We start from the raw sequence: 15,599 nt of genomic DNA, 5'->3' as shown, positions 1-15,599 counted from the left end.
CCGTCGAACACAGACTCAACCCCACCGACAAGCTGAAAAGGAGACACAGAGCATGAGCGTGGACAACAACAGGAGCCGCATCGCGATCGTCACGGGTGCGGGCACCGGCATCGGCCGTGCCGCGGCCTTGGCATTGCTGGGCGATGGCTGGAGCGTGGCGCTCGCCGGGCGCCGCCTCGAGCCGCTCGAGCAGGTGGCCGAGGAGTCGGGCGCCGGTGCGCGCGCCTTCGCGGTGCCCACGGACGTGGCCAGCGCGGAATCCGTGCAGGCGCTGTTCGCCGCCACCGTGGAGCGCTTCGGCCGTGTCGACCTGCTGTTCAACAACGCCGGCGTCGGCAACCCGCCCGGCCCCTTCGAGGACTGGACGCCCGAGCAGTGGCGCGGCGTGGTCGACATCAACCTGAGCGGCATGTTCTTCTGCATCCAGCAGGCGTTCCGCACGATGAAGGCGCAGACGCCGAGGGGCGGCCGCATCATCAACAACGGCTCGATCTCGGCCACCGCGCCGCGGCCGAATTCGGCCGCCTACACGGCGACCAAGCACGGCGTCGAGGGCCTGACCAAGACCGCCTCCCTCGACGGACGCAAGTACGACATCGCGGTGGGGCAGATCGACGTGGGCAATGCCATGACCGAGCTGGCCGCGCGCATGGCCAAGGGCGTGCCGCAGGCGAACGGCGAACTCGCGATCGAACCGCTGATGGACGTGAAGATCGTCGGCCAGTCCGTGCTCTACATGGCGAACCTGCCGCTGGACGCCAACGTGCTGTTCCATACCGTCATGGCCACGAAGATGCCCTTCGTCGGCCGCGGCTGACGCAGGGCGCGGAGCCCGCCTGCGTTCAGGAAGCGCCGCGCCTGCCGAGCGCGCCCGCCGTCAGCGCGGGTGCGCCGGCCGGCCAGACGTCGGCCGCATGGCCGTGGCGCCACACCGCTTCACGGGCGGCATCGAAGGCTGATCGCCCTGAGGCCAGCCCCGCTCCGATCATCCCCGCCAGAACGTCCCCGGTGCCGGCGGTCGCGAGGCGCGCATTGCCGGTCAGGTTGACGACAGGCGGCGCGCCGGCTTCGGCGATCACCGTTCCCGATCCCTTGAGAACCACCACCGCGCCGAAGCGCGCGGCGAGTTCGCGTGCCGCGCGAAGGCGGTCCGCCTGAACCTCCTGCGCGGTGCAGGCCAGCAGCCGCGCGGCCTCGAGCGGGTGCGGCGTCATCACCGTGGGACGTCCGCGGGAGGCCCGTGCCTGGAGCTGCGCCTGCAGATGGCCGTCGGTCGCGATCGCGTTCAGCGCGTCGGCATCGAGCACCAGTGCCGCCGCCGTCGCCAGCACGCGCGGCAGCACGGCGCGCACGGCGGTGCCCCCGCCGCAGCCGCAGACCGCGACCGTGCGGGAGAGGTCGAGCGAGGCGGCGTCGCGCAGCATCAGCTCGGGCTGGAGCGCGGCGAGCGGGGCCGCCGCGGGGTCGAGCAGCCCCGCGTAGACCCGGCCCGCGCCCGCGTGCAGCGCAGCCGTGGCCGCCAGCAGCGCGGCGCCCGCCATGCCGGGCGCGCCGCCGATCACCGCCACGTCGCCGTAGCTGCCCTTGTGCGAGGCGTGCGGGCGCGGCCGGACAGCCGGTGCGCCAGCGAGACGCGCCGCGGGCGCGCCGGCCGCGCCGCCGCAGCCGAGGTCGTCGAACCAGATGCTGCCGCAGGCATCGCGGCCCTGTGCCGTGAAGAGGCCAGGCTTCAGCGTCAGCAGGCTCAGGCAGTGGCGGGGCGAAGGGCTGCCGTCCGCAGGCCCGCCGGCGCGGTGCCGCAGCACGCCGGTTTCGGCATCGAGGCCGGAGGGCACGTCGATGCTCAAGGTGGGCGCCGGCGCCGCGTGCATGCGCGCCAGCCACTCGGCCATCGCGCCCTCCGGCGGCCGGGTGGCGCCGATGCCGAGCAGCGCGTCGATGGCGAGGTCGTGCGCGGCCGGCGGATGGGGCGCGAACTCGACGCCGGCGTCGCGTGCGCGCTGCAGCGAAGCCCTGGCGTCGGGCGGCAGCCGGCCTTCGTCGCCGACGAAGGTGACGACCGGCGCGAAGCCGCGAAGGCGCAGCCGGGCCGCGGCCTCGAAGCCGTCGCCGCCGTTGTTGCCGGGCCCGCAGGCCACCCAGACCGTGCGCGCATGCGGCGCGATCGCCATCGCCAGCCGCGCGGCGGCCAGCCCGGCGCGCTCCATCAGGGTGTGGGCGGGCAGTGCTTGCGCCGCGGCCTGCTCGATGCGGCGCGTGGTGGCGACGTCGAACAGGTCGGCGACGGTGTCGGGCGTGATGCGTTGCATGGGCCGATTCTGCGCCCCGCGGGCCTTCTGCTAGGCGTGCAGATGGAGCCGTTCGACGCCGAGTCCTTCGAGATCGACGCCGGCGTCGCGCCCCCCGATCAGGTCGGCCACCACGCGGGCGCTGCCGCACGAAAGCGCCCAGCCGCTCGAGCCGTGCCCGAGGTTGAGCCAGACGCCGGGTACGCCGCTCGCGCCGAGCACCGGCGGGCCGTCGGGCAGCATCGGCCGCGCGCCTTTCCATTGCTGCACGCCCGACTGCAGCGTGACCGCGCCCGGAAACCAGTCGTGCAGCACCTTGTAGAGCGTCTGCACCGCGGCCGGATTCATGCGGCCGAGCGAACCGCCGATCTCGGCGCTGCCCGCCACCCGCACGCGCTGGCCGAGCCGCGAGATCGCGACCTTGTAGCGCTCGTCCATCACCGCACTGCGCGGCGCGTTGAGCGATTCGCGGATCGGCGCGCTGATGGAATGCCCGTACACCGGCGCCAGCGGAATCCGCAGCCCCAGCGGCCGCAGCAGCGAGGCCGAGGCGAGCCCGGCGCAGACCACGACGGCGTCGAAGTTCAGCGGCGGCGAGCCGCTCGCGAGCGACAGCGACGTGGGCGTCGCGCGGCTCAGCGGCGCGATGTCGCAGTTGAAATGGAACTGGGCGCCGAGGGCCTCGGCCTCCCACTTGAGGAGCAGCGCGAACTGGCGGCAGTTCGCCACCTCGTCCTCGGGCAGATGGATCGCGCCCGCGAGCGCCGTGTCGGTGCTGAGCGCCGGCTCGATGCGGCGTGCCTCGTCGGCATCGACCTCGCGAAAGACGCTGCCGGCCGCGCGCAGCACCTCGAGCCCGGGCTGCACCAGTTTCTTCTCGCGCTTGGAGCGCAGGAGCACCAGGTAGCCGTCGCTGCGTTCGTAGCTCAGTTCGCGCGCTTCGGTCACCTCGTGCAGCCGGGTCCGGCTGTAGAACGCGAGGCGCTGCATGCGCGCGCGATTGGCGAGATACGTCTCCAGCTTGCACGCCTTCTGCCAGCGCGAGATCCAGCCGAGGTCGCGTGCGCCCAGCGGCCAGCGCAGCTTGATGGCCCCGTGCGAAGAGAGCAGCGAGCGCAGCACCTTGACGCGCATGCCCGGCGCGGCCCAGGGCGTGACGTAGCCCGGCGCCACCACGCCGGCATTGGCGAAGCTGGCTTCTTCGGCGGCGGCGCCGCGGCGCTCGAAAACGGACACTTCATGGCCGTCCGAGGCCAATTCCCAGGCGGTGGTGACGCCGATGATCCCGGCGCCCACGATCGCGATTTTCATTGATGGAAGAAGTAAGAAGAGAGGGCCCGCACCTGTCGGCGCGACTGCGCGAGCCTACCGTGCCTGCAGCACTTTTTCCGCCTGAAGGGCAATCGCGAGCACCGGATCGTCATGCAGGGCCCCGTGCCAGATCATCAGCCCGGCCGGAAGCTCGCCGGCCGCGTGGCATGGCAGTGAGATCGCGCAGCCGTCGAGCATGTTGACGACCGAGGGATTGCGCAGCAGCAGCGCGTTGATGCGGAAGAACGCGTCGTCGCGCTCGGCGCCGGGCGCCACGTCAGCGATGGCGGGCGCGGTGATCGGCACCGTGGGCGACAGCACGGCGTCGAACGGCGCCAGCGCCGTTTCGATGCGAGAGATCCAGTCGCGGCGCGCGTTCACGAGGTCGATGTATTCATGCGCCTTCATCGCGGCACCCTTGAGGATGCGCTGGGCCACGCGCGGGTCGTAGCCCGCGCCGCTGCGTTCGAGCAGCAGGCGGTGCCATGCATACGCCTCGGCGGCCGAGAAGCCGCCCGTGGCGTTGATCGCCGGCAGCTCGGCAAGCTCGGGCAGCACGATCTCCTCGATGCGGGCGCCGCCTTGTCGCAGCGCCGCGAGCGCATCGTCGAAGGCGCGGGCCACCGCGGGCTCGATGCCGTCGAAGAACAGGTTCTTCACCACCGCGAGCCGGTAGGCGCCCAGCGCCGCCGCGCCGGCCGTCACGCGCCGGGCGGCGAGGATCTCGTGGGCGAGGATGGCGTCGCGCACCGAGCGCGTCATGGCGCAGACGGTGTCGAGCGTGGTCGACAGCGGCAGCGCGCCGTCGGCCGGAACGAGGCGGGCGGTGCTCTTGAAGCCGACGATGCCGTTCAGCGCGGCCGGAATGCGGATCGAGCCGCCGGTGTCGGAGCCCAGGCCGATGAACGCAGCACCCGTGGCCACCGAGATCGCGGCGCCGGAGGACGAGCCGCCCGGAATGCGCGGCGTGGCGGCGTCGGCCACGTTGGCCGGCGTGCCGTGGTGGGGATTGACGCCGACGCCGGAGAACGCGAACTCCGTCATGTTGGTGCGGCCCGTGAGCACCCCGCCGGCGGCGCGCAGCCGCGCCACGGCGACGGCGTCGGCCCGGGCGGCCGGCGCGTGCGACAGCACCACCGAGCCGGCCGGCGTCGGCTGCCCTGCGATGTCGAACAGGTCCTTGGCGGTGAAGGCGAGGCCGGCGAGCCGGCTTGCGGGCGCCGCCGCGGCGACCTCCTGACGCGCCTCGTGGAACATCGTGCGGGTGAATGCGTGGCGGCAGGCCGCCGATTCGGAGAGGCCGATGGCGCGCTCCAGTTCGGTGCGTGCGTCGGTGCCACCGGCCAGGAGGTCCAGACGGGTGGCGTGAAGGTCGTTCATGGGTGGCTTGAAGGGCTGCGGACGGCTCGGTTCCGGGGGAGGGACGGGTGGGCCGTGCTATACTCGTTGGGTTTCGCTGACGGGTGGCAGGCTTTGACAGTCTTGTCGCCCCATCCAGCCAGACACATCCGCAAACCGGCCCATTCAAGGTGTTGCTGTTCCGCAGAAGCCAGGAGCAGCAAAACGGGCTGGATTTTAGACCCAACCTTTGGAGTAATTTTCAATGTCGACCACCATGCGCGAAATGCTGGAAGCCGGTGTCCACTTCGGACACCAGACCCGCTTCTGGAACCCCAAGATGGCCCCGTTCATCTTCGGCCATCGCAACAAGATCCACATCATCAACCTGGAAAAGTCGCTCCCGATGTTCCAGGAGGCGATGAAGTACGCCAAGCAGCTCACCGCCAACCGCGGCACCATCCTGATGGTCGGCACCAAGCGCCAGGCGCGCGAGATCGTGGCTGCCGAGGCGCGTCGCGCCGGCGTGCCCTACGTCGACACCCGCTGGCTCGGCGGCATGCTGACCAACTTCAAGACGGTCAAGACCTCGATCAAGCGCCTGAAGGACATGAAGGCCCAGCAGGAAGCCGGCCTCGACAGCCTGAGCAAGAAGGAACAGCTCACGTTCACGCGTGAAATCGAGAAGCTCGAGAAGGACATCGGCGGCATCCAGGACATGACCGCGCTGCCCGACGCCATCTTCGTGATCGACGTGGGCTTCCACAAGATCGCCGTGGCCGAAGCCAAGAAGCTCGGCATTCCGCTGATCGGCGTGGTGGACTCGAACCACTCGCCCGAAGGCATCGACTACGTGATCCCGGGCAACGACGACTCGTCGAAGGCCGTCACGCTCTATGCCCGCGGCATCGCCGACGCGATCATCGAAGGCCGCAACAGCGCCACCGGCGACGTGGTCAAGGCCATCGCCGAAGGCAGCGACGAATTCGTTGAAGTCGAAGAGGGCGCCTCGGCCTGATCGAGGCCTTCACGCGCCTGAAGAAGGGGCTTTGGTGCCCCTTTTTTTTAATCTGATTTTTTGGACACGGAGAGAGAACAATGGCTGCAATCACCGCAAGCATGGTCGGCGAACTGCGCGCAAAGACCGATGCGCCCATGATGGAATGCAAGAAGGCCCTGACGGAGGCCGACGGCAACATGGAAAAGGCTGAAGAGCTGCTGCGCATCAAGCTCGGCAACAAGGCCGGCAAGGCCTCGGGCCGCATCACGGCCGAGGGCGTGGTCACCGCGTTCGTCGAAGGCGACAAAGGCGGCATGATCGAGATCAACTGCGAGACCGACTTCGTCACCAAGAACGACAGCTTCCTGGCCATGGCCAACGCCGCCGCGATGCTGGTCGCGAAGAACAACCCGGCCGACCTCGCGGCGCTGGGCGCGCTGCCCTACGAGCAGGACGGCTTCGGCCCCACGCTCGAGGACGTGCGCAAGGGCCTGATCGGCAAGATCGGCGAGAACATGAGCTTCCGCCGCTTCAAGCACTTCTCGGGCAACGGCAAGCTGGCTTCGTACCTGCACGGCACGCGCATCGGCGTGATGGTGGAGTTCGAAGGCGACGACACCTCGGCCAAGGACGTGGCGATGCACATCGCCGCCATGAAGCCGGTCGCGATCTCGGCCGCCGACGTGCCTGCCGACCTGATCGAGAAAGAACGTGCCGTGGCGGCAGGCAAGGCCGAGGAAGACCGCAAGGCGGCCGAAGCCGAGGGCAAGAAGCCGCAGCCGGCCGACATCGTTGCCAAGCGCATCGAAGGCGGCGTGCAGAAGTACCTCAAGGAAGTCTCGCTGCACAACCAGGCTTTCGTGAAGAACGACAAGCAGACCGTCGAGCAGATGCTCAAGGCCGCCAACACCGCGATCAAGAGCTTCACGCTCTACGTGGTCGGCGAAGGCATCGAGAAGAAGGTCGACGACTTCGCCGCCGAAGTGGCCGCGCAGGTTGCTGCCGCCAAAGCCAACGCGTAAAACTGTTACGCACCGAAGCGACGGCACGCCCCTGTGCGCCGTCGCTTTTTCACCGCCTCGTTCTACACTCGCCCCCGCCAACTCAACCAAGGAAAATGCCCATGTCCGATGCCCGCCCAGCCCACAAGCGAATCTTGTTGAAGCTGTCGGGCGAGGCGTTGATGGGGGATGACGCCTTTGGTATTAATCGTGCCACCATCGTGCGCATGGTCGAGGAGGTGGGCCGAGGTCGTGAACATGGGCGTGGAGGTCGCGGTCGTGATCGGCGGCGGCAACATCTTCCGCGGCGTCGCGGGAGGCTCCGTCGGCATGGACCGCGCCACGGCCGACTACATGGGCATGCTGGCCACGGTGATGAACTCGCTGGCGCTGGCCGATGCCATGAACAAGCAGGGGCTGGTGGCGCGCGTGATGTCCGCCATCGCGATCGAACAGGTCGTCGAGCCCTACGTGCGGCCCAAGGCCCTGCAGTACCTCGAAGAGGGCAAGGTTGTGGTCTTCGCGGCGGGCACGGGCAATCCGTTCTTCACCACCGACACCGCCGCCGCGCTGCGGGGCGCCGAGATCGGCGCCGAGCTGGTGCTCAAGGCGACCAAGGTCGATGGCGTCTATACCGCCGATCCGAAGACCCATCCGGATGCCACGCGCTATTCGACGCTCACCTTCGACCAAGCCATCGCGCAGAATCTCGGCATCATGGACGCCACCGCCTTCGCGCTGTGCCGCGACCAGAAACTGCCGATCAAAGTGTTCTCGATCTTCAAGAACGGCGCGCTCAAGCGCGTCGTCATGGGCGAGGACGAGGGCACGCTGGTGCATGCCTGAGGAGTAAATTGAGATGACCACCCCGACCATTGCCGACATCCGCAATGCGACCGACAGCAAGATGAACCAGTCGCTCGCAGCGTTCCAGAACAACCTCACGAAGATCCGCACCGGCCGCGCGAATCCTGCGCTGCTCGACTCGATCCACGTCGAGTACTACGGCTCGCAGGTGCCGCTGAGCCAGGTGGCCAACGTGTCGGTGCTCGATTCGCGCACGATCAGCGTTCAGCCTTGGGAAAAGGGCATGGGCGCCAAGATCGAGAAGGCCATCCGCGAAAGCGACCTGGGCCTGAACCCCGCGTCGATGGGCGACCTGATCCGCGTGCCGCTGCCCGCCATGAGCGAGGAGCGCCGCCGCGAGATGACCAAGCTGGTGCGCAACGAAGGCGAGAACGCCAAGATCGCCACGCGCAACCTGCGCCGCGACGCGAACGAATCGGTCAAGAAGCTGGTCAAGGAGAAGCTCGCTTCCGAAGACGATCAGAAGCGCGCCGAAGCCGAGATCCAGAAGGTCACCGACCGCCACATCGCGGAGATCGACCGCCTGGTCGCGGCCAAGGAAGCGGAGATCATGGCCGTTTGAGGCTGCGCATGGCTTCCCCTTCGCCGCAGATTCCCCGCCACATTGCCATCGTCATGGATGGCAACGGACGCTGGGCCACGCGGCGGTTCCTGCCCCGCGTGGCAGGCCACAAGCAGGGCGTCGAGTCGCTGCGCCGATGCGTGACCGCCTGCGTGGACCGCGGCGTCGGCATCCTCACCGTGTTCGCGTTCTCGTCGGAGAACTGGAACCGGCCCGCCGAAGAGGTGTCGGGACTGATGGAGCTGATGGTCGGCGCCCTCGCGCGCGAGGTGCCCAAGCTCAGCCGCGACGGCGTGCGCCTGCATTTCGTCGGCGAGCGCGCGGGACTCTCCAAGAAGATGGTGCAGGGCCTCGTCGACGCCGAGACCGCCACCGCGCAGAACACCAAGCTGATCCTCAACGTCTGCTTCAACTACGGCGGCCGGTGGGACATCGCGCGGGCCGCCGCCCGGCTTGCGGCAGAGGGCGAGGCGCTCACCGAAGCCAATCTCGACCGCGCCATGGCCCTGGCGCATGTGCCCGATCCCGACCTGCTGATCCGCACGGGCGGCGAGCAGCGCCTGTCGAACTTCCTGCTGTGGCAGAGCGCCTATGCGGAGCTGTTCTTCAGCGACAAGCTCTGGCCCGAGTTCGACGAGGCCGCGCTCGATGCCGGCATCGCCGCCTACCAGGCGCGCGAGCGCCGCTTCGGCAAGACCTCCGCGCAGGTCACCGCCGGCAACCAACCCTCCCAAGACCGCCAGATGGCCTGAGGGCTGCCGGCACAACCCCAAGCCGCATGCTCAAACAACGCATCATCACGGCGGTCGTGCTGCTGGCCATCCTGCTGCCGGCGCTCTTCTACCCCTCCTACGTTCCCTTCGCATGCGTGATGCTGGTGCTGATCGGCGCCGCCGCATGGGAATGGGGACGGCTCAACGGCTACGGGCAGCGGCTGTCCGTCTTTCTGGGCGCCGAGACCATCGCGCTTTGCGCGCTGTCGTGGTGGCTCGGGCTGCTCGACCGCTCGCTGCTGCCGATCTGGCTCGTGGCGAGCGCATGCTGGGTGCTGGGCGGGGCCGCGCTGCTGCGCGTGGCGGTGCCCGGTTGGCCGCGCATTCCGCGCGGCGTGCGCCTCGTCGGCGGCCTGCTGGCGCTCTGGGTGGCCTGGCTCGCGGCCGTGCAGGCGCGCATGGTCGGCATCAACTTCCTGCTGTCGATCCTGGTGCTGGTCTGGGTGGCGGATGTTTTCGCCTATTTCGCCGGCCGGGCGCTGGGCCTCAAGTTCACGCGCGGCAAGCTCGCCCCCGCCATCAGCCCGGGCAAGAGCTGGGAAGGCGTCTGGGGCGGCATGGCCGGCGTGGTGGTGCTGGCCTTCGCCTGGGTGTGGGCCGACAGGGCTGCCGGCGCGGCCGTTGCCAGCCTCCACACGCGGCTCTACGACCGCGGCTGGTGGCTGCTTCTGCTCGGCGTGGTGTTTCTTTCGGCGATGAGCGTCGTCGGCGACCTGGTCGAATCGCTCATCAAGCGCAGCGCCGGCGCCAAGGACAGCAGCAACCTGCTGCCGGGTCACGGCGGCGTGCTCGACCGCGTGGATGCCCTCTTGCCGGTGCTGCCCATTGCCATGATGCTGGCTTCCTTGTGAACATGTCCAAACAACGCGTCACGGTGCTGGGCTCGACCGGCTCGGTCGGCGTCAGCACGCTCGACGTCATTTCGCGCCACCCCGAGCGTTTCGAGGTCTTCGCGCTTTCCGCGGCCACCAAGGTCGACGAGATGCTGGCGCAGTGCGCCCGCTTCCTGCCGCGCTTCGCCGTCATGGCGAGCGCGCCGCATGCGGCGCTGCTGGCTGAGAAGATCGACCAGAACCGCCTGCCGACGCGGGTGCTGAGCGGCGCGGCGGCCATCGAGGAGATCGCCGCGCACGACGAGGTCGATGCCGTCATGGCCGCGATCGTCGGTGCCGCGGGCCTCGGGCCCTGCCTCGCGGCCGCGCGTGCCGGCAAGCGACTGCTGCTGGCCAACAAGGAAGCGCTGGTCGTCGGCGGCGAGCTCTTCATGCGCACCGTGCACGAAGGCGGCGCCACGCTGCTGCCGATCGACAGCGAGCATTCGGCGATCTTCCAGTCGCTGCCGGAAGACCCCTCGACCTGGGCCCGGCGCATCGACAAGATCATCCTGACGGCGTCGGGCGGGCCCTTCCGCACCCGCGCGCCGGAGACGCTGGCGTCGGTCACGCCCGAGCAGGCCTGCGCCCATCCGAACTGGGTCATGGGCCGCAAGATCTCGGTCGACTCGGCCACCATGATGAACAAGGCGCTCGAGGTCATCGAGGCGCGCCATCTGTTCGGCGTGCTGCCGGAGCAGATCGAGGTGGTGATCCATCCGCAGAGCGTGGTGCATTCGATGGTGCAGTTCACCGACGCCTCGGTCATCGCCCAGCTCGGCACCCCCGACATGCGCGTGCCGATCGCCGTCGGCCTGGCCTGGCCCGAGCGCATCGAGAGCGGGGCGGGGCGGCTCGACTTCCGCCAGATGGCGGCGCTGAGCTTCGACGCCCCCGATGCGGCGCTGTTCCCCGGCCTGGGCCTGGCGTGGCACGCGCTGCGCGCCGCCCCGGGAACCACCGCGGTGCTGAATGCCGCCAACGAGGTCGCCGTCGAGGCCTTTCTCGACCGGCGGCTGCGCTTCGACCGCATTCATGCGGTCAACATGGAAACTTTGGAGGCCGTGGCTCCCTCCAAGCCCGCATCGCTGGCCGACCTGCTGGCGCTCGATGCCAGCGCCCGGGCGGCGGCCAATGCCGCGGCGCTGCGCTTCGCCGCCTGACGCGTCCCCTGCCAACCGAGAATCCCGATGCTCACTGTCATTGCTTTCGTGGTCGCACTCGGCGTGCTGATCGCCGTCCACGAATACGGCCACTACCGCGTCGCCGTCGCCTGCGGCGTGAAGGTGCTGCGCTTCTCCGTCGGCTTCGGCAAGACCCTGTACCGCTGGCAGCCCCGGCGCCAGCACCCGGGACAGGCGACCGAGTTCGTGATCGGCGCGTTCCCGTTCGGCGGCTACGTCAAGATGCTCGACGAGCGCGAAGGGCCGGTGGCGCCCGAAGAGCGGCATCGCGCCTTCAACACGCAGCCGCTGCGTTCGCGTGCGGCGATCGTCGCGGCCGGGCCGATCGCCAATCTGCTGCTCGCGGTGGCGCTCTACACCGCCGTCAACTGGATTGGTGTCGAGGAGCCGGTCGCCAGGCTCGCCCGTCCGGTGGCTGCTTCGCTCGCCGAGGCGGCCGGGCTGCGCGGCGGCGAGCATGTGCTGCGCGCGGGCTTCGAGGGGCAACTGGAGCCGGTGGACTCGTTCGAGGACCTGCGCTGGCGCATGACGCGCGGCGCGCTCGACAGCCGCGACCTGACGCTCGAGATCGCGGGCGAGGGCGGCCGGCCGGCGCGCGAGCTCGTGCTGCCCCTGAGCCGCATGCATGCGAAGGACGCCGATCCGCAGATGTTCCGCAAGATCGGTCTGCTCGCGCCGCTGACGCGGCCCGAGATCGGACAGGTCATGGCCGAGAGCGCCGCCGAGCGCGCCGGCCTGCGCAGTGGCGACGTGGTGCGCGCCGTCGGGAACACGGCCATCGTCGACGGCCAGCAGCTGCGCGAGGCGATCCGCACTTCGGTCGACGGCGACCAGCCGCGTGCGCAGACCTGGCAGGTGCTGCGCGGCGGCCAACCGGTCGAGCTCGTGGTCACGCCCGAGGTGCGCGACGACAACGGCGCCAAGGTCGGACGGATCGGCGCCTACGTGGGCGCGCCGCCCGAGATGGTCACGGTTCGGCAGGGGCCGATCGAGGGCTTCTGGCGCGGCATCGTGCGCACCTGGGAGGTGTCGGCCCTCACGGTACGGATGATGGGCAAGATGGTGATCGGCGAAGCATCGCTCAAGAACCTGAGCGGCCCGCTCACGATCGCCGACTACGCAGGCAAGTCCGCCAGCCTCGGATTCACGCAGTACCTCGTGTTCCTGGCCCTGATCAGCGTGAGCCTGGGCGTGTTGAATCTCATGCCGCTGCCGGTCCTCGATGGAGGACACCTGATGTATTATCTTTGGGAGGGCCTGACCGGCAAGGGCGTCTCCGACGCCTGGATGGAACGGCTTCAGCGCGGCGGTGTCGCTCTGCTGCTGGTCATGATGTCGGTTGCACTCTTCAACGACGTCACGCGGCTCTTTGGTTAACTTTCTGCCGGCCCTTTCCGCGCCGGCCCAATTCACAGATGAACACAAACTTCAGTCGCTTTCGCCTGCGTAGCGTAGCCGCGGTGGTGGCCAGCGCGTTGGCGGCCACGGCAGCCTGGGCCGTCGAGCCTTTCACGGTGCGCGACATTCGCGTCGAAGGCTTGCAGCGCGTCGAACCCGGCACGATCTTCGCATCGCTGCCGCTGCGCGTGGGCGACACCTACAGCGACGAACGCGGCTCGGCCGCGATCCGCGCGCTGTTCGATCTGGGGTTGTTCAAGGACGTGCGCATCGACGTCAACGGCAACGTGCTGGTGGTGATCGTCGAGGAGCGGCCCACCATCGCCGACGTCGACTTCGTCGGCACGAAGGAATTCGACAAGGCCGCGCTCCAGAAGGCGCTGCGCGAAGTGGGCCTGGCCGACGGCCGCCCGTACGACAAGGCGCTCGCCGACCGCGCCGAGCAGGAGCTCAAGCGCCAGTACGTGAGCCGCAGCCTCTACAACGCGCAGGTGGTGACCACGGTCACCCCGATCGAGCGCAACCGCGTCAACCTGACCTTCACCGTGACCGAAGGCGACTCCGCCCGCATCCGCGAAGTGCGCGTGGTCGGCAACAAGGCCTTCAGCGAATCGACGCTTCTGAGCCTGTTTGACCAGGACAGCGGCGGCTTCATGAGCTGGTACACGAAGTCGAACCAGTACTCGCGCACCAAGCTCAATGCCGACCTCGAGACGCTGCGCTCCTACTACATCACGCGCGGCTACCTCGAGTTCCGCATCGACTCGACGCAGGTCGCGATCTCGCCCGACCGCCAGGACCTGACGGTCACGGTCAACATCACCGAAGGCGAGAAGTTCGTCGTGGCGGGCGTCAAGCTCGACGGCAACTACCTCGGCCGCGACGACGAGTTCAAGTCGCTCGTGACCATCAAGCCGGGCGAGCCCTACAACGGCGAACAGGTCACGGAAACCACCAAGGCCTTCACCGACTACTTCGGCACCTTCGGCTACGCCTTCGCGCGCGTGCAGGCGCGTCCCGAGATCGATCGCGTCAACAACCGCGTGACGCTGACGCTGCAGGCCGAGCCCTCGCGCCGCGTCTACGTGCGCCGCGTCATCGTCGGCGGCAACACCAAGACGCGCGACGAAGTCATCCGGCGCGAGTTCCGCCAGTTCGAAGCCTCGTGGTACGACGGCGACAAGATCAAGCTCTCGCGCGACCGCGTGGACCGCCTCGGCTTCTTCACCGAAGTCAACGTCGAGACGCAGGAGATCCCCGGCTCGCCCGACCAGGTCGACCTCACGATCAACGTGGCCGAGAAGCCCACCGGCAGCCTGCAGCTCGGCGCCGGCTATTCGAGCGCGGAGAAGGTGGCTCTCACCTTCGGCATCTCGCAGGAGAACGTGTTCGGCTCGGGCAACTTCCTCGGCGTGCAGGTCAACACCAGCAAGTACAACCGCACGGTGTCGCTGACCACGACCGATCCGTACTTCACGAAGGACGGCATCTCGCGGACCGTGAGCCTCTATCACACCACCACGCGCCCGTACTCGACGAACGTCGATGGCGACTACAAGCTCGTGAACCAGGGTGGATCGATCCGCTTCGGCGTGCCGTTCAGCGAGGTCGACACGGTCTTCTTCGGCGTCGGCCTCGAGCGCTACGCTTTCGATCCGAACAGCACGACCTCGTTCTCGGGCCTGTTCACGCCGGCTTCGTACCTGCGCTACTTCCAGTGCTCGAAGGACGCGAGCGGCTGGTTCGTGACCGGCTGCGACCAGAAGAGCGTCTGGGGCGTGCCGCTGACCATCGGCTGGGGCCGCGACAGCCGCGACAGCGCGCTGGTCCCGACCACCGGCCGCCTGCAGCGCGCCAATCTGGAACTCGGCGTCGCGGGCGACATGAAGTACGTCAAGACGAACTACCAGTACCAGCAGTTCTTCGCGATCAACAAGCAGTACACCTTCGCGATCAATGCCGACGTCGGCTATGCCAAGCCGCTGGGCGGCAAGGTCTACCCGATCTTCAAGAACTTCTATGCCGGCGGCCTGGGTTCGGTGCGCGGCTTCGAGCAGAACTCGCTCGGTCCGCGCGACGTGCCGCTGCCCGGCCAGACCGAAGGCGCGGCGCTCGGCGGTACCAAGAAGGCGGTCTTCAACGCCGAACTCAGCACGCCGTTCCCCGGCGCCGGCAACGACCGCACGCTGCGCCTCTACGGCTTCTTCGACGTCGGCAATGTGTTCGGTTCGCGCGCCGACGGCCTGACCGACGAGCAGTGGAAGGCGCAGAAGAAGCTGCGCGCTTCCGTGGGCCTGGGCATCAGCTGGATCTCGCCGCTCGGCCCGCTGCGTCTGGCCTATGCCTTCCCCGTCAAGTCCCAAAAGGAAGTGCTGGATCCGGCCACCGGCTTCGTCCTGATCCCGAAGGATAGAATCCAGCGCTTGCAATTCCAGATCGGAACGTCTTTCTAAATGAAGCATTTGATCCGCGCCGCCGCTGGCGCGTTGTTGATTCCCGTCTTCGCGCTGGCTGCCGCGCCTGCCCACGCGCAGGAGACCTTCCGCATCGGTTTCGTGAATCCGGACCGCGTGCTGCGCGAGGCCCAGCCCGCGAAGAATGCGCAGGCGAAGCTGGAGGCCGAGTTCCTCAAGCGCGAGAAAGACCTCACGACGCAGGGCGAAGCGCTCAAGACCGCCTCCGAGCGGTTCGAGCGCGAGGCGCCCACGCTCTCCGAAAGCCAGCGCACCGCGCGCCAGCGTGCGCTGGTCGAGCAGGACCGCGACTTCCAGCGCCGTCGCCGCGAGTTCCAGGAAGACCTCAACGCGCGCAAGAACGAAGAGCTCCAGCAGGTCTACGAACGCGCCAACCGCGTCGTGAAGCAGGTGGCCGAGGCCGAGAAGTACGACGCGATCCTGCAGGAAGCGATCTACATCAACCCGAAGCACGACATCACGGACAAGGTGATCAAGGCGCTCAACGCCACGACCACTTCCTCCGCGCCAGCGGGCGGCAAGTAACGCCGC

The 15,599-nt window shown here is 68.6% G+C and carries 13 protein-coding genes and 1 pseudogene; 11 read left to right on the top strand and 3 right to left on the bottom strand.

Features of this window, described 5'->3' with window-relative positions; genetic code table 11:
* Positions 1-52 precede the first annotated feature (52 nt).
* Positions 53-817: an SDR family oxidoreductase gene (locus tag M2165_RS22510; RefSeq protein WP_280816800.1), complete on the top strand. Its 765-nt coding sequence runs from the start codon at positions 53-55 to the stop codon at positions 815-817.
* Positions 818-842: 25 nt separating this feature from the next.
* On the opposite strand, the gene M2165_RS22505 is transcribed toward M2165_RS22510, so the two are convergent.
* The 3 genes from M2165_RS22505 to M2165_RS22495 are packed head-to-tail and all read right to left on the bottom strand — an operon-like array spanning position 843 to position 4,979.
* Positions 843-2,309, bottom strand: coding sequence for an NAD(P)H-hydrate dehydratase (locus M2165_RS22505; RefSeq protein WP_280816799.1), 1,467 nt, complete (start codon positions 2,307-2,309; stop codon positions 843-845).
* Between the two features lie 30 nt (positions 2,310-2,339).
* The gene (locus M2165_RS22500) at positions 2,340-3,599 is read right to left on the bottom strand and encodes a D-amino acid dehydrogenase (protein WP_280816798.1); all 1,260 of its coding nucleotides are present in this window, start codon (positions 3,597-3,599) and stop codon (positions 2,340-2,342) included.
* Between the two features lie 54 nt (positions 3,600-3,653).
* Positions 3,654-4,979: an amidase gene (locus tag M2165_RS22495; RefSeq protein WP_280816797.1), complete on the bottom strand. Its 1,326-nt coding sequence runs from the start codon at positions 4,977-4,979 to the stop codon at positions 3,654-3,656.
* Between the two features lie 223 nt (positions 4,980-5,202).
* On the opposite strand from M2165_RS22495, the gene rpsB reads away from it, so the two are divergent.
* The 10 genes and pseudogenes from rpsB (at position 5,203) to M2165_RS22445 (ending at position 15,593) form a co-directional block, all read left to right on the top strand.
* Positions 5,203-5,955, top strand: a complete 753-nt coding sequence (gene rpsB / locus M2165_RS22490; protein WP_280816796.1) for a 30S ribosomal protein S2 — start codon at positions 5,203-5,205, stop codon at positions 5,953-5,955.
* An 80-nt stretch (positions 5,956-6,035) separates the two neighbouring features.
* A complete protein-coding gene (tsf, locus tag M2165_RS22485) occupies positions 6,036-6,959 on the top strand; it encodes a translation elongation factor Ts (RefSeq protein ID WP_280816795.1) in 924 nt (307 codons plus the stop codon).
* A 101-nt stretch (positions 6,960-7,060) separates the two neighbouring features.
* Positions 7,061-7,784: pseudogene (gene pyrH / locus M2165_RS22480) on the top strand (UMP kinase).
* A gap of 13 nt (positions 7,785-7,797) precedes the next feature.
* Positions 7,798-8,367: a ribosome recycling factor gene (gene frr, locus M2165_RS22475; protein WP_280816794.1), complete on the top strand. Its 570-nt coding sequence runs from the start codon at positions 7,798-7,800 to the stop codon at positions 8,365-8,367.
* Between the two features lie 8 nt (positions 8,368-8,375).
* Positions 8,376-9,119, top strand: a complete 744-nt coding sequence (gene uppS / locus M2165_RS22470) for a polyprenyl diphosphate synthase (protein ID WP_280816793.1) — start codon at positions 8,376-8,378, stop codon at positions 9,117-9,119.
* 26 nt (positions 9,120-9,145) lie between these two features.
* Complete coding sequence (locus M2165_RS22465) at positions 9,146-9,991, top strand: phosphatidate cytidylyltransferase (protein ID WP_280816792.1); 846 nt, start codon at positions 9,146-9,148, stop codon at positions 9,989-9,991.
* Positions 9,992-9,993: 2 nt separating this feature from the next.
* Positions 9,994-11,175, top strand: a complete 1,182-nt coding sequence (gene ispC / locus M2165_RS22460) for a 1-deoxy-D-xylulose-5-phosphate reductoisomerase (protein ID WP_280816791.1) — start codon at positions 9,994-9,996, stop codon at positions 11,173-11,175.
* A gap of 27 nt (positions 11,176-11,202) precedes the next feature.
* The gene (gene rseP, locus M2165_RS22455; protein WP_280816790.1) at positions 11,203-12,573 is read left to right on the top strand and encodes an RIP metalloprotease RseP; all 1,371 of its coding nucleotides are present in this window, start codon (positions 11,203-11,205) and stop codon (positions 12,571-12,573) included.
* A 38-nt stretch (positions 12,574-12,611) separates the two neighbouring features.
* Positions 12,612-15,047, top strand: coding sequence for an outer membrane protein assembly factor BamA (bamA, locus tag M2165_RS22450; protein WP_280816789.1), 2,436 nt, complete (start codon positions 12,612-12,614; stop codon positions 15,045-15,047).
* On the top strand, positions 15,048-15,593 hold the full coding sequence (locus M2165_RS22445) for an OmpH family outer membrane protein (RefSeq protein WP_280816788.1): 546 nt from the start codon (positions 15,048-15,050) through the stop codon (positions 15,591-15,593).
* Positions 15,594-15,599: the final 6 nt, after the last annotated feature.

It is taken from the genome of Variovorax sp. TBS-050B (genome assembly GCF_029893635.1).
Classification (GTDB): domain Bacteria; phylum Pseudomonadota; class Gammaproteobacteria; order Burkholderiales; family Burkholderiaceae_C; genus Variovorax.
Note: the sequence above shows the minus strand (reverse complement) of the source record. Positions and strands in the feature narration are given on the sequence as shown.

Coding starts and splice junctions, on each gene's coding strand:
- M2165_RS22510 (WP_280816800.1), top strand. CDS start 53: ATGAGCGTGGACAACAACAGGAGCCGCATCGCGATCGTCACGGGTGCG.
- M2165_RS22505 (WP_280816799.1), bottom strand. CDS start 2,309: ATGCAACGCATCACGCCCGACACCGTCGCCGACCTGTTCGACGTCGCC.
- M2165_RS22500 (WP_280816798.1), bottom strand. CDS start 3,599: ATGAAAATCGCGATCGTGGGCGCCGGGATCATCGGCGTCACCACCGCC.
- M2165_RS22495 (WP_280816797.1), bottom strand. CDS start 4,979: ATGAACGACCTTCACGCCACCCGTCTGGACCTCCTGGCCGGTGGCACC.
- rpsB (WP_280816796.1), top strand. CDS start 5,203: ATGTCGACCACCATGCGCGAAATGCTGGAAGCCGGTGTCCACTTCGGA.
- tsf (WP_280816795.1), top strand. CDS start 6,036: ATGGCTGCAATCACCGCAAGCATGGTCGGCGAACTGCGCGCAAAGACC.
- frr (WP_280816794.1), top strand. CDS start 7,798: ATGACCACCCCGACCATTGCCGACATCCGCAATGCGACCGACAGCAAG.
- uppS (WP_280816793.1), top strand. CDS start 8,376: ATGGCTTCCCCTTCGCCGCAGATTCCCCGCCACATTGCCATCGTCATG.
- M2165_RS22465 (WP_280816792.1), top strand. CDS start 9,146: ATGCTCAAACAACGCATCATCACGGCGGTCGTGCTGCTGGCCATCCTG.
- ispC (WP_280816791.1), top strand. CDS start 9,994: ATGTCCAAACAACGCGTCACGGTGCTGGGCTCGACCGGCTCGGTCGGC.
- rseP (WP_280816790.1), top strand. CDS start 11,203: ATGCTCACTGTCATTGCTTTCGTGGTCGCACTCGGCGTGCTGATCGCC.
- bamA (WP_280816789.1), top strand. CDS start 12,612: ATGAACACAAACTTCAGTCGCTTTCGCCTGCGTAGCGTAGCCGCGGTG.
- M2165_RS22445 (WP_280816788.1), top strand. CDS start 15,048: ATGAAGCATTTGATCCGCGCCGCCGCTGGCGCGTTGTTGATTCCCGTC.